Annotated in this window: 9 protein-coding genes; 4 read left to right on the top strand and 5 right to left on the bottom strand. The window is 38.7% G+C overall.

Features of this window, described 5'->3' with window-relative positions; translation table 11 throughout:
* Positions 1 to 258: 258 nt before the first annotated feature.
* Both ACFQO1_RS01035 and pbpC read left to right on the top strand, forming a co-directional pair.
* Positions 259 to 5,871 carry an alpha-2-macroglobulin family protein gene (locus tag ACFQO1_RS01035; protein WP_380215820.1) on the top strand — a complete coding sequence of 1,871 codons (5,613 nt, stop codon included), beginning with the start codon at positions 259 to 261 and terminating at the stop codon, positions 5,869 to 5,871.
* Positions 5,872 to 5,881: 10 nt separating this feature from the next.
* On the top strand, positions 5,882 to 8,254 hold the full coding sequence (pbpC, locus tag ACFQO1_RS01030; RefSeq protein WP_380215818.1) for a penicillin-binding protein 1C: 2,373 nt from the start codon (positions 5,882 to 5,884) through the stop codon (positions 8,252 to 8,254).
* A 4-nt stretch (positions 8,255 to 8,258) separates the two neighbouring features.
* Here the strand turns inward: pbpC and ACFQO1_RS01025 are convergent, their stop codons facing one another.
* The 3 genes from ACFQO1_RS01025 to ACFQO1_RS01015 form a co-directional block, all read right to left on the bottom strand.
* A complete protein-coding gene (locus ACFQO1_RS01025) occupies positions 8,259 to 8,747 on the bottom strand; it encodes a YciI family protein (protein WP_380215816.1) in 489 nt (162 codons plus the stop codon).
* 62 nt (positions 8,748 to 8,809) lie between these two features.
* Positions 8,810 to 9,277 (bottom strand): CYTH domain-containing protein, encoded by a 468-nt coding sequence (locus tag ACFQO1_RS01020; protein WP_380215814.1) that lies wholly within the window; start codon positions 9,275 to 9,277, stop codon positions 8,810 to 8,812.
* Between the two features lie 29 nt (positions 9,278 to 9,306).
* Complete coding sequence (locus ACFQO1_RS01015) at positions 9,307 to 9,957, bottom strand: NAD(P)H-binding protein (protein ID WP_380215812.1); 651 nt, start codon at positions 9,955 to 9,957, stop codon at positions 9,307 to 9,309.
* A 30-nt stretch (positions 9,958 to 9,987) separates the two neighbouring features.
* On the opposite strand from ACFQO1_RS01015, the gene dinB reads away from it, so the two are divergent.
* Positions 9,988 to 11,094, top strand: coding sequence for a DNA polymerase IV (dinB, locus tag ACFQO1_RS01010; protein WP_380215810.1), 1,107 nt, complete (start codon positions 9,988 to 9,990; stop codon positions 11,092 to 11,094).
* Between the two features lie 50 nt (positions 11,095 to 11,144).
* Positions 11,145 to 11,912, top strand: coding sequence for an SH3 domain-containing protein (locus ACFQO1_RS01005; RefSeq protein WP_380215808.1), 768 nt, complete (start codon positions 11,145 to 11,147; stop codon positions 11,910 to 11,912).
* A 61-nt stretch (positions 11,913 to 11,973) separates the two neighbouring features.
* On the opposite strand, the gene pyk is transcribed toward ACFQO1_RS01005, so the two are convergent.
* Positions 11,974 to 13,404, bottom strand: coding sequence for a pyruvate kinase (gene pyk / locus ACFQO1_RS01000; protein ID WP_380215806.1), 1,431 nt, complete (start codon positions 13,402 to 13,404; stop codon positions 11,974 to 11,976).
* On the bottom strand, positions 13,405 to 13,896 hold the full coding sequence (locus tag ACFQO1_RS00995) for an IPExxxVDY family protein (RefSeq protein WP_380215804.1): 492 nt from the start codon (positions 13,894 to 13,896) through the stop codon (positions 13,405 to 13,407).
* Between the last annotated feature and the right edge of the window lie 17 nt (positions 13,897 to 13,913).

Genomic DNA, 13,913 nt, shown 5'->3' with positions numbered 1-13,913 from the left:
CAGTTCGAAATAATACTTTGATTTTTAGGCGTTCGATTAAGGATCTATTTCTGTTAAACTCATGCTAAAAACAATCTATCAAATACGAAACTAAAACTTCTCTGCGTTCAAACTATAACACCCTCCTAAAGGTTCCCTCATCCAAGGAACAAAAAGTAAGTTTATCATACTCATTTTGAGCAAATTTTGCCTGGCTTAGCCATTGCATCTCAATACTATTTACTTTAATTTTAAGAACCTTTTAAACCATCACATTTTATGAAAACGCTCCGTCTGTTTCTTGCACTTTCTGTTGTACTTATTACTTTTTCTTGTAAAGACAAAAAATCTGCTACTGCAGAAACCGATAATCTCTTTAAATTCAAGGATTATATTTCTTATAATACCTACGGAAACAAATCGATAGCAGACCCTATTCGAATTGAATTAGCACAGCCGCTAGAACAATTTGAAATTACACAAGAAATCCCAAGTGATTACCTGAAAATTTCTCCTAAAACTGAAGGTAAACTGCTTATAGAAAATGGCAGAACTCTGGTTTTTCAGCCTACCGAAAATTTAAAACCAGACACCGAATATGCCGTCACTGTAAAGTTGAGCGAATTATACAAAGGCATTTCTTCTGAATATAAGAACTATACCTTTAGCTTTAAAACAATTACTCCGGGCTTTAAAGTAAACCTCAACAACCTCCAGTCCTACAGCAAAAAGTGGCAATATGTGACTGGCACGGTAGAAACCAGCGATGTAATTTCTGCTGAAAACGCTCAGAAATTAGTAGAAGCAACACAAGGAGGGAAAAATCTAAAGCTACAATGGCCAAGCGACGAGGGCTATGCCAAGTTTTTCAATTTTACGATAGATAGCATTCAGCGGAAAATTGAAGACGACCAGATTGAGATTAGCTGGAATGGAAAGCCTATCAAATCGGACAACAAAGGAGAAGACACATTCAAAATCCCTGGACAGAATAATTTCTCGATTGTAGATATTAAAAGCACCATGGCACCGCAGGCATTACTTTCTATTAACTTCTCAGATCCATTGCAAGAAGATCAGGATTTTGCGGGCTTAGTAACTATTGAGAATATTGAAGATATACGTTACGAAGTAAATGGAAATGTGTTACATGTCTATCCTGGAAATCGTGTCGTTGGTGATGTAAGAGTAACCGTCTACAACGGAATTAAAAACACAGAGGGCTTTTCACTTAAAACAGAATTTAGTGAACTTATTTCGTTTGAACAGTTAAAACCAGCTGTTCGTATGCTTTCAAAAGGAGTAATTCTGCCAAATGCTGCATCTACTCCCCTCTATTTTGAAGCAGTTAATCTTACCGCTGTCGATGTTCGGGTTATTAAAGTTTATGAAAAGAATATGCTTCAGTTTTTACAGACTTCAAACATCAACGACAATAATAGTTATGAAATTCGACGTGTAGGTCGCCGCATTGCAAAAAAAACCATTCAGCTGGATGAAAATGCTATTGGCTCCAACGGACTCTGGAAAGCATACGCAATCAATCTTTCAGAAATCTTTAAAGCAGATCCTGGTTCCATGTATCGTGTAGAAATTAGCTATAAAAAATCGTACAGCAGCTATGATTGTGACGCGGTTGCTTCCGAAGAAACTAATAGTGAAGAAGAATACGAAGACGAATATTATGAAGACACCTACGGAAATGATATGACAGAATATTCCGAAGCACAGGAAAACGAACTGGAAGAAAAATACTGGGATGGAGAAATCTACAATTGGAGACAAAATGTATATAACTGGCAACAGGAAAACAATCCCTGCCATATTGCCTACTACAATCAGGACAAAGTTAGTACTACCAATATTTTAGGAAGTGACATTGGTCTCATTGTTAAAAAAGGAAACAATAATTCGTATCAATTTGCAGTAAACAACCTGTTAACGACTGAACCTGAAGGAGGAACAAAAATTAAATTATATAATTATCAGCAACAACTTATCCACACAATTACTACGGAAAGTGATGGAATAGGATTGTACGACAGCAAAAAAACAGTAGCCTTTGCCGTTGCACAAAAGGGAGATAATTTTGCGTACGCCCGCTTACTGGATGGGAATTCCCTGTCGATGAGCAACTTCGATATTTCTGGGAAGCAACTAGAAAAAGCTTTAAAAGGATTTATCTACACCGAAAGAGGCGTACACCGTCCTGGCGATAGCATTCATCTCACATTTGTATTAAATGATAAAACCAATCCGTTGCCTAAAAACCATCCTGTCACACTTGATGTTACCGATGCCCGCGGAAAGGTAGTTCAGCATACGGTTTTAAACGGAACAAATTCACCCTTTGAAGGGAATCAAAAGAGAGCGTCTGGAGCTATGGCTAACGGCTTTTACTACTTCCCTATCATTACAGATGCTGGGGCTCCTACGGGTAATTGGAATGCTACTATTACTGTTGGAGGTGTTTCTTTTTCTAAAACTTTAAAAGTGGCAACGGTAAAGCCCAACCGACTTAAAATTAAGCTCGATTTTGAAGATGAAATTCTCGACGCTAGTAAATCTGTCGACGGAAAGATCACAGGAAGCTGGCTGCACGGCGCGCCTGCCAGAAATTTAAAAGTAGAAATGGATGCCACTTTAAGAGTAAGTGCCACAAGTTTTACGAAATTTCCAAGCTATAGTTTTACAGATCCTGTAAGACAATTTGATGAACTTGAAATTCCTGTGTTGAAAAAAACACTGGCTGCAGATGGGACAGTTTCTTTTTCTGAAAAATTTGAAGTAAACAAAAATGCTCCGGGCATGCTAAAAGCAACATTTCTTACCAAGATTTTTGAAGGGGGTGGCGATTTTTCTATCGATGTGTTTAGCAAAGATCTAGCACCCTTTTCTCACTTTGTAGGATTGCAGTCTCCCGAAGCGCATCGCTATGGTTCTTATTTTACAGATGAAAACACGGTGTTTGATGTCGCAAGTGTCGATGCACAGGGAAATCCGCAGAGCGGACGCGAATTGGAAGTAAAAGTTTTTAAAATAGAATGGAGATGGTGGTGGAATCGTGGCCGAGATAATTTATCGAGATATGAAAATGCTTCGGTTCACAGACCTGTTAAAGAATTTACAATCACAACCAATAGAAACGGAAAATCAAACTTTACTGTAAACATTCCTGAAAGAGAAGGCGGTCGGTATCTCATTCGAGTGATCGATACAAAAAGTGGTCATGCGACAGGTCGTATCACCTATTTCTACCGTAACTGGTGGCAGGCTCCTATGGATTCCGAAAGTGCTAAAATGCTGGTTTTTTCAGCAGATAAAGAAAAATACAAAGTAGGAGAAGAAGCAACAATCACATTCCCCTCTGGTAGTGAAGGTAGAGCCTTGATAAGCATAGAAAATGGAACAGAGGTTTTGGACACCAAATGGGTAGAAACCAAAAAAGGCGAAACTACCACCAGCATCCAACTAACCAAGGAAATGGCTCCTAATATCTATGTCAACATATCGTTGTTACAACCCCATGCGCAAACGAAGAATGATTTACCTATTCGGTTATATGGTGTCGTTCCAATTCTCGTAGAAGATCCCAATACCATTTTGCAACCTCAACTCGAAATGCCCGATGTCTTAAAGCCTGAAGAAACTTTTACGGTAAAAGTTTCAGAAAGAAACAACAATCCGATGACCTATACAGTAGCGATGGTAGACGAAGGCTTACTGGATCTCACTCGTTTTAAAACGCCAGAAATTCACGATGCTTTTTACGCTCGCGAAGCCTTGGGAGTAAAAACATTTGATGTGTATGATTATGTGATAGGAGCCTATTCTGGCAGTGTGGATAATATCTATGCGATTGGTGGGGGTGATGCTGCGGCAGGAGCCAAAAACCGAAAAGCAGACCGATTTAAGCCTGTTGTAAAATTTTTAGGACCATTTGAGTTAAAAGCCGGCGAAAAAGCCTCTCATAAAATAACCATGCCTAATTATGTGGGTTCTGTTCGTACGATGGTCATTGCCGGAGATAATTCTAAAGCTGCCTACGGAAAAACAGAGAAAGCAACTCCAGTTCGGAAACCTTTAATGGTATTGGCCTCTTTACCTCGGAAACTTTCTCCTGGCGAAACTGTGACTTTACCTGTTACAGTCTTTGCTATGGAATCAAAAGTGAAAAATGCAACAGTATCAATTAAGGTTGGCGATGCGCTGAAGCCTCTCAAAGGCACATCAAAATCAGTAACTTTTTCTGAAGTTGGGGAGCAAATTGTAACCTTTGAGTTTGAAGTGTTACCAACGACAAACTTTCAAACTATTGAAGTTTCAGCTTCGGGGAGTGGTGAAAAAGCAAGCTACAAAGTAGAGATTGATGTGGAAAATCCGAATCCGATTTCTCAAAAAACAACACCATACACCTTAACCGAAAATGGGGAGCAAACCATCAACTTCAATACGTTTGGAGTTGTTGGAACCAATGGTGCTACCTTAGAATTTTCAACCGTACCTCCAATAGATTTTGCAAGGCGAATGGAATATTTGATACAATATCCGCATGGGTGTATTGAACAGACGACTTCGGGTGCTTTTCCGCAGTTATATTTAGCAGACGTTTTTGATATTACGTTTGAGAAAAAGCAAGAGATTCAAGAAAATATCAAAGCGGCTATTAACAGGCTTGGAAATTTTCAGACAGCAAATGGCGGACTCAGTTACTGGCCTGGTGAACGGGAAGCAGATGTCTGGGGAACAACCTATGCTGGGCATTTTATGCTCGAAGCAAAGTCAAAAGGATATGCATTGCCACTGACGTTTATGAGTAACTGGTTACGCTATCAAAAAAATGAAGCGCGACAATGGCGCAATAGCGATACACGATACAATCAGAGTTTAACACAAGCTTATCGTCTTTACACATTAGCTTTGGCCGGGCAGCCAGAACTGGCCGCTATGAACCGTTTACGGGAAAGTAAAAATATGAGCAATGATGCCAAATGGCGATTGGCGGCAGCCTATGGATTGGCTGGTAAAAAAAATGTAGCCCAACAGATTGTACAAACGGCCAATATCAATTTTGCCCCTCAGAATTCTGATTATTATACGTACGGATCGCCATTCAGAAATAAGGCAATGGCGTTGGAGACGATGGTTATAATTGAAGATTCGAAGCAACGTGACATGGCGGTTTCTGTCGCAAAAGAATTGTCTTCAGAAAGATGGTACAGCACCCAGGAAACTGCTTATGGTTTACTTGCGATGGCTAAAATGATAGAAAAGAATGGCGGCAAATCATTAGAACTCACTTTCAGTAAAAACGGAAATACGACTACGGTTAAGACTGAAAAAGCAGTTGCTCAAAGAGAGCTGGATATTTCAATGGGAGCTAATTCTGTTTCTGTAAAAAATAACAAAGGAAATGTAGTGTATGTCACGCTCATTCAGAAAGGGAAATTGCCTTTAGGAAAAGAACTAGCAGAGCGTAAAAATATCGTTTTACAATCCCAATATTTGGATGGTGAAGGAAAAACGTTGGATGTTAAAAATCTAAGGCAAGGAACCGAAATCTTGGCAAAAGTAACGGTAACCAATAGTTCCAATGATTTTGTAGGGAATATAGCGCTCACAAAAATCTTCCCTGGTGGCTGGGAAATTGTAAACACAAGTTTTACCGAATTAGGTGGCGGAGCAGAAGGGAACGCTCGCTACACAGACATTAGAGACGATAGAGTGAATTTCTATTTTGATTTGGGAGCAAAAAAATCGAAAACATTCATAGTAAAATTAAATGCTTCCTATTTAGGAACCTATTATTTGCCAGGCACTCAGGTAGAGGCAATGTATGACAATACCTATTACGCAAGAAATTCGGGAATGTGGATTGAGGTGAAGCTGTAAATTTTTTAATTTGAAAAACCAAGAACACCATATTATCGCAACCCTAAAAAAACACAAGTTTAAGCTATCGGCTTTTCTTATCGTTTTTTTATTCTGGCTATTCTGTCTTCCATCCAACTTATTTGATGTGCCAACAGCTACAGTAGCTGAAAGCAGAGAGGGATATATGTTGGGTGCTCGAATTGCAGAGGATGGACAGTGGCGATTCCCGCAATTGGATAGTGTTCCCTATCGTTTTGAACAAAGCATTTTGCATTTTGAAGACGAATATTTTTATAATCATCCGGGATTTAATCCCGTATCTATGTCGAAGGCGATCTGGGGAAATTTGACGACAGACAAGCGTCGCGGTGGAAGTACACTCACTCAGCAAGTTATTAGATTGGCTCGTAAAAATAAACAACGAAATTATCTGGAAAAAGGAATTGAGGTTGTACAGGCGACACGGTTGGAAGCAGGATATTCTAAACAAGAAATCCTGAATTTCTATGCTTCCTATGCCCCTTTTGGAGGAAACGTGGTCGGTCTGGAAACTGCTTCATGGCGTTATTTCGGAATTCCGTCCAATGAACTGAGCTGGGGACAGGCTTCAGCTTTAGCGGTATTACCAAATGCTCCTTCTTTGATATTTCCAGGAAAGAATGAAGTTGTTTTAAAGAGAAAGAGAGATCGGTTATTACTGAAACTCTTTCAGAAAGAAATTATCGATCAAACCACCTACGAACTTGCGTTATTGGAAAAACTCCCAGGAAAACCATTTCCGCTTCCTGAAATCGCACAACATCTCACCGAAAAAGTTCGAAGTGAACATAGAGGAAAACGAATAAAAACAACCATTGATTTTAGCCTTCAGCAAAAAATAAATCGGATTACTAAAGAGCATCACTATATGCTTTCTCAAAATGAAATTCACAACCTTTCCGTGTTAATAATGGATGTTGAAACCAGAGAAGTCTTAGCGTATGTAGGAAATGCACCAACGTCGGTTGCCAATGCAAATTATGTAGATATCATCGACAAGCCCAGAAGCACAGGCAGTATTTTAAAGCCATTCTTATATGCTTCGTTGCTGGATGCTGGTGAAATTTTACCAAACACTATAGTAGCTGATATTCCAACTGTGATTAATGGGTATAGTCCTGAAAATTTTGATCAGGAATTTAATGGTGCCGTTCCTGCAAGTGAAGCTTTATCGCGTTCTTTGAATATACCTGCGGTACGGATGCTTAGGGAGTACGGCTTGCAACGTTTTTACAATACGCTTTCAACATTAAATCAAAAATCAATAGACAAACCAGCCGATTATTATGGACTTTCCTTAATCTTGGGAGGAGCTGAAAGTTCCTTGTGGGATATAACTTCAGCCTATGCTGGGATGGCTTCCACATTAAATTTTTTCAATCAATCGTCCAGCGAGTATCGATCGAATGAATATGTTTCGCCTGTGTATGTTTCGGAAGAAAAGGAAAATGACTTCGGAAAGATCCAAGCGAATCCGCAACTTTTCGATGCAGGTGCTATTTATAAGACCTTTACAGCGATGCAAAAGGTAAACAGACCGCAAGGGGAAGAGAACTGGGATTTCTTTAGCCATTCGCAACCCATTGCTTGGAAAACAGGAACGAGTTTTGGGTTTAAAGATGCTTGGGCTGTTGGAGTAACCCCTAAATATGTTATTGGAATCTGGGCTGGAAATGCCGATGGTGAGGGACGTCCTGGCTTAACAGGTCTGCAAGCTGCGGCTCCTATTCTCTTTGATGTATTGGATGTCTTACCTAAGTCTGAATGGTTTGCAACGCCCTATGATGAACTTATTGAAACTGAAATCTGTTCGAAAACTGGACATTTGGCCGGTGTATTTTGTGATCAAATTGCTTTGGAATTTATCCCAAAAAACGGAAGTAGAACAGAAACCTGTCCTTACCACCAACAAGTATTTTTGGATGCTTCTGAAGCCTATCGCGTTAATGCTTCCTGTTACCCTTTAGCAGAGATGAAACAACAATCCTGGTTTTCGTTACCGCCTGTATTAGAATATTACTATGCTCAAAAGCATCCCGAATATACACCATTGCCACCTTTTAAATTTGATTGTATACAGGAAGGGGAAAAGACACTTGATTTTATCTTTCCAAAGAAAAATGAAACCATTTTATTGTCAAAAAACTTTGACGAAACCACCAATGAAGTAATTTTCAAATTAGCACATCGTACTCCTGAAACAACAGTCTATTGGTACCTTGATAATACATTTATTGGCAGCACCCAATCATTTCACGAACTAGCACTTGCTCCAAAACCCGGAAACTATATAGTAACCGCTACGGACCAGAATGGAAACACTATCAAACAAAAAGTAGAAATTTCGATGGCTTCCCATTAAAATTTTATCGTAACGGATATCCTTTTCCGGCCCACCATGATTTAACTTCAACAGCTAGCCTGCCTGCTTTCACCATTGGATCTAGATTCGCAAGGCTATCGGCTATTTTTAAGGTTGGAACATTATAAATTGTAATGCCACGCAAATCCCCTTCATCTCCAAAAGGGCCTGAAATATCTGCATACCCTTCTTGATACATTCGGGTTAAATGCTCCATATGAGCGGCTTGTAATTGTTGGGCTTCTTCGGGGGACTGATTACGGTTAGGTCCGCTTTTTAAAAACACCATAAAATATTGTTGCATGATTAATGTATCTCCGTTATCGGGATTAACCATATCAAAGATTTCATACCCCTCATCTTTTAGCTCCTTGATTTGCTGGGCTGCAGAAATTTTTTCATCTTCAGGACAGGGTTCCATCATGTATTCGCGTTGAATTTCGGGTTTACATCCAAAAGCTAAAATTGTCAAACTAATTACTAAATACTTCATATCATGTCATTTTTGTTGCTTAGAAATAGACTGTTTTTTTAAAGATACACAGTGCACTAAATTTACCATTCGGTAAATGGTTTTTTGCTCAATTGTGAGTTATAATATTTGATGTTTCCCGTTACTTCTTCACCAAGCCAGAATGGTTTAATAAAGCTTTCATTTTCATTGCTAAGTTCAATTTCTGCAATCACCAACCCTTTATTTTTTTCTAAAAACACATCAATTTCAAACACGTGACTTCCTGATTTTACTTCATACCGTATCTTATCAATTACACCTTCTTCGCATACTGCTAATAAGGCTTCCGCTTCTTGAACCGAAATTTTGCGTTCCCACTCAAAACGAGTGGTACCTTCGGTATTTGATCTGCCTTTTACGGTTATAAACCCCTCCTCTCCTTTAATTCTTATCCGAACGGTTCTGTCTGGATGCGTATTTAAAAACCCCTGCACGATTCTTTTTTCTGAAAATGCTTCCATTTTAAAAGCTTCAGAAATCACCAGAAATTTACGTTCGATTTCAATCATATTTATCCCTTGCACAGGCATGGGTCATTTTACTTATTACCTAAATCCTTTATTTTATCTGAAGCTATTCTCTTTTCAGAAAAACCATCTTTACTTACTCGCAACATTGCTCTGGCAATTGTATCGGGTTCAATCATCTTGTACTGTTTCGGTATTAAAAAGCCAAAAGTGCCCATCGCAATTTGTGCCAACCGCTCCCCTAGTCGTTTTTCATCTCTATCGCCACCGATTAAGGAAGGCTGAAAAATATACGTGTTTTTAATTCCTTGAGCGAGCACATCACGTTCCATTTCGCCTTTTACTTTATTGTAAAAAGTACTGCTGTTAATATTCGCTCCCATAGCCGAGATCACTTCAAAGATTTCAATTTCGTTTTGTTTGGCAATCTTTGCTGCTGTTACAGGAATCCCGTAATCAATTTTTTTGTAGGTTTCTTTATTAGGTGTCTTTGCCTTTGTGGTTCCAATACAGCAAAACACAACATCGCCTTTAAACGCTTCAGAAAATGCTTCTAACTCGAACATATCGCCCAGGTGTTCTTCAATTTTTGGATGTTCTTTTTCACAGGAGCTTCTTCCAAAAATGATAATTTTTCCGAAGTCCTCATCCTGAAGAAGATAATCTAACAAAATACCTCCTGTCAATCCTGTTGCTCCTAATAGTATGGCTGTTTTATTCATAATTGAGAATAAAGATACTATTTTTAAAGGATGGAAAACGAGCTTCCTATTCGTAAAATTATTCATGTAGACATGGATGCCTTTTATGCGTCTGTAGCACAATTGGATGACCCTACGCTACGTGGTAAGGCGATTGCGGTAGGCGGTGGAGGTTCGCGTGGTGTGGTAAGTGCGGCAAGTTATGAAGCTCGTAAATTTGGAGTGCGCTCGGCTATGAGTGGTGTATTGGCTAAAAAATTATGCCCACATTTAATTTTTGTACGAACCGATTTTGAACGATACAAAGAGTTTTCAGATACAATTAGAAAGATCTTTTTTGAATATACAGATCTGGTTGAGCCCCTTTCACTGGATGAAGCCTATCTGGATGTGACCGAAAACAAAAAAGGAAATCCGAGCGCCAGTTTGATTGCATTAGAAATTCGGAATAAAATAAAAGAAAAAACGGGTTTGAATGCTTCGGCAGGAATTAGTATCAATAAGTTTATTGCAAAAGTAGCAAGTGATATCAATAAGCCCAACGGACAAAAAACCATACCGCCAGAAGAGGTGTTAGATTTTTTGGAACAACTAGACGTTAAAAAATTCTACGGGGTGGGAAAGGTGATGAAAGAAAAAATGTACCGCCATGGTATTTACACTGGGAAAGATTTAAAAGGAAAATCGATGGAGTATCTTCAAGAGCACTTCGGAAAGAGCGGCGCGTATTATTATCATATTGTTCGTGGTATCCACACTAGTAAAGTTAAGCCTGAGCGTACCCGAAAATCGCTGGCTGCCGAACGTACTTTTTCTGAAAATATCTCCAGCGAGATTTTTATGCTGGAACGCCTTGAGGAAATCGCTGCAGAAGTAGAGCGCCGATTAAAAAAAAGCAAAGTCGCTGGCCGAACTATCACCCTAAAAATTAAATACCGTGATTTTACATTACAAACTCGTAGTAAAACGCTTCCGTTGTATATCGCAAGTAAAGAATTAATTATGGAGCATGTTAAAGATTTGTTATTCCAAGACGAAATGTCCGAGTCGGTACGTTTATTGGGTATAAGCATGTCAAACCTCAACAATGAAGCTCCTAAAAAGAAAGAGTTTCCGAAGGAAAAAAGCATTGACGTACAACTAAAACTTGATTTTTAATTCCTATGATTTGAAACTACTTTTTTATTCATCTTAAAACCCTTTCCATTATGAAAAAAGTAGCCTTTTCAATCGTAGCTCTTGCAATCCTAACCCTATTCACGGCTTGCAAAAATGAACAAACCGAAACTCCAACAGAAGAAACCAAAGAACTTGCCGTAAACGACAGCCCTGTTGAAACAACCGAAACCTATCTCTATGTGACGGCTCCCAGCGGATTGACCCTGAGAGAACACAATAATCTAAATAGTGAGAAACTAGCCGTTATGCCTTATGGCACAAAGCTAAAAGTGATTGTGTCTGAAACAGAAAACACTATGAATGTTGGCGGGATTGACGGCGGAATGAATAAGGTGGAATATAATCATAAAACAGGTTTTGCCTTTAACGGATTTCTCTCCAAATTCTTTCCACCAGAAAGAGATATGAAAGCGAAGATGTATGTAGCAGATCTTCAGAAAAAGTTTCCGGAGGCATCCTATACTGAAAGTACTGGTGGAACGGCTAGTAAGCCTACCAATTCTGAAACTGTTATTTTACCAACACAAAACTGGCATGAAGCCTTTTACATAGCACAAAAGCTATACGATATTCCTTCATCATTTTCATTTCCCAATCCAAAAGGACGCGATGCTCAGACGATTCAAAACAGCAATAAACCTGAAGCTATATTTTTAAGTGATTTACAAATTGAACGAATTGACAACAATCTTGATAAAATTGCATATGTTCAAGCAGGAACAGGGTATGGAAGCAGCGTGACACTTACCAAGCAAGATAATACTTTGAAAATTGTATATAGCTATGTAATTGAATAAGTTATTTTATCAAATAAATCCAAATTTTAATCCTCTCTGATCTAGACATAGAGAGGATTTTTTAATTTACTTGGCTTACTCGTAACGTATTCACCATCCCTTTATCTACAATAGGCATGGCGGCAAGATTAATTAAATAATCCCCTTTTTCTACAAATCCCTGTTCGTGAGCAATACGATTTACATCATCTACTGTTTCGTCTGTACTCACAAATTTGTCATAGTAAAAGGACTTTACGCCCCACAATAAATTGAGACGAGACAATATCCTCTTATTGCTTGTATACACTAAAATATGTGCGTCTGGACGCCATGCAGAGATCTGGAAAGCCGTGTACCCACTATTCGTTAACGTACAAATTGCCGTGGCTTTAATTTCGTTTGCCATCAATGCTGCATGATAACAAATAGATTTTGTAATATATCTATTGGTTCTCACATGTGGCGGTTCCTGTGGCACGTGAATTAGATCACTATTCTCTACATTTTTACAAATATCTGCCATTACTTTAATTACCTCCACAGGATATTTCCCTACCGAAGTTTCGCCAGAAAGCATCACAGCATCTGCCCCATCCATAACAGAGTTTGCTACATCATTTACTTCGGCTCTGGTGGGCGTTAATGAAGTGATCATCGTCTCCATCATCTGTGTTGCAATAATTACAGGTATTCTGGCACGTTTTGCAGTTAATACCAATTCTTTTTGAATCAACGGAACTTCTGCAGCAGGCACCTCTACGCCCAGATCACCGCGCGCGACCATCAATCCGTCGCAATAAGCTACAATTTTTTCGATGTTAGCAACTGCTTCAGGCTTTTCAATTTTTGCAATAATGGGTATTTTATATTCGCTATGTGCTTCGATAAGTGCTTGTAATTCTTTTAAATCTTCAGCATGGCGCACAAAGGATAGTGCGATCCAATCAACCTCAAGAGAAACAGCAAATATGGCGTCTTCCTTATCTTTTTCAGTAAGGGCAGGCAAAGAAATATTGGTGTTGGGAAGGTTTACTCCTTTACGTGATCGTAAAGGTCCTCCTTGAATAACTTTTGTTTTTACTTCTTTTTTTCCATCTGTAGAAAGCACTTCAAACATTAGCTTTCCATCGTCTAATAAAACCCTTTCTCCAGCTTTGACATCTTTTGGAAAATTGTCATAATTCATATACACTTTTTTGGCGGTGCCTTCAAATTCTGCTCCAGTGCAAAATGAAATTTTATCTCCAGGGCTTACCACGACCTCGTCTTTCATGATTCCAACGCGAAGTTTGGGTCCCTGTAAATCTGCCAGAATTGCAACTGAGGTTCCCAATTCATCTCCTAACTTTCGGATCATGGAAACCTTTTTTTTCACCCCTTCATAATCGGCATGAGAAAAGTTTATCCGAAACACGTTGACTCCTTCGAGGATCATTTGCTTCAGAATTTTTTTATCGTCGGTTGCTGGGCCTAAAGTGGCTACTATTTTTGTTTTCTTTTGTATGGGCATTTAATCAAAAATTAAATTGTGGCTACTTTTGATAGCCTCTTTATGTATAGAATATGCAGATATTATCTGCTGAATGTCATTTAATTGGGCAACAATCTTCTTTTCTGAAACAACTCCTCTTTCAGATATAATTTTCAGAAAAAAATCAACTTTCTTGTATTCTGGAAGCAGATAGGTCGTGACAACTTCCTCTTGAATTTCATTTCCAAAAAGACTTCCGCTACTAGAAGTATGAGCCATCGCAGATTTGTGCTTATTGGCAACCAGAAAATAGGTTGTGTAATTCGTGTGGTTTTCAAATTCAAAAAGCGGAAACGATATGTCTAATCCATTTTCTGAAAAGTCTAAATCCACATTACGTCGATGCAATTGTAAAGATAGTTGTTTATTAAGCAAGTATGCCATTTTATAAGCTTCCTCACTACAATGGATGGCTATGAGCGAAAATTCTTCTCCCAAATCATCATCTAATATCAGCTTGTGGTTTGCCATTTATAAACTTTAACTGG

Source organism: Jejudonia soesokkakensis (assembly GCF_042664795.1).
Taxonomy (GTDB): domain Bacteria; phylum Bacteroidota; class Bacteroidia; order Flavobacteriales; family Flavobacteriaceae; genus Jejudonia; species Jejudonia soesokkakensis.
Note: the sequence above shows the minus strand (reverse complement) of the source record. Positions and strands in the feature narration are given on the sequence as shown.

Bases quoted from the DNA above. Each gene is read 5' to 3' on its own strand.
- ACFQO1_RS01035 (WP_380215820.1), top strand. From the start codon at position 259: ATGAAAACGCTCCGTCTGTTTCTTGCACTTTCTGTTGTACTTATTACT.
- ACFQO1_RS01025 (WP_380215816.1), bottom strand. From the start codon at position 8,747: ATGAAGTATTTAGTAATTAGTTTGACAATTTTAGCTTTTGGATGTAAA.
- ACFQO1_RS01020 (WP_380215814.1), bottom strand. From the start codon at position 9,277: ATGATTGAAATCGAACGTAAATTTCTGGTGATTTCTGAAGCTTTTAAA.
- ACFQO1_RS01015 (WP_380215812.1), bottom strand. From the start codon at position 9,957: ATGAATAAAACAGCCATACTATTAGGAGCAACAGGATTGACAGGAGGT.
- dinB (WP_380215810.1), top strand. From the start codon at position 9,988: ATGGAAAACGAGCTTCCTATTCGTAAAATTATTCATGTAGACATGGAT.
- ACFQO1_RS01005 (WP_380215808.1), top strand. From the start codon at position 11,145: ATGAAAAAAGTAGCCTTTTCAATCGTAGCTCTTGCAATCCTAACCCTA.
- pyk (WP_380215806.1), bottom strand. From the start codon at position 13,404: ATGCCCATACAAAAGAAAACAAAAATAGTAGCCACTTTAGGCCCAGCA.
- ACFQO1_RS00995 (WP_380215804.1), bottom strand. From the start codon at position 13,896: ATGGCAAACCACAAGCTGATATTAGATGATGATTTGGGAGAAGAATTT.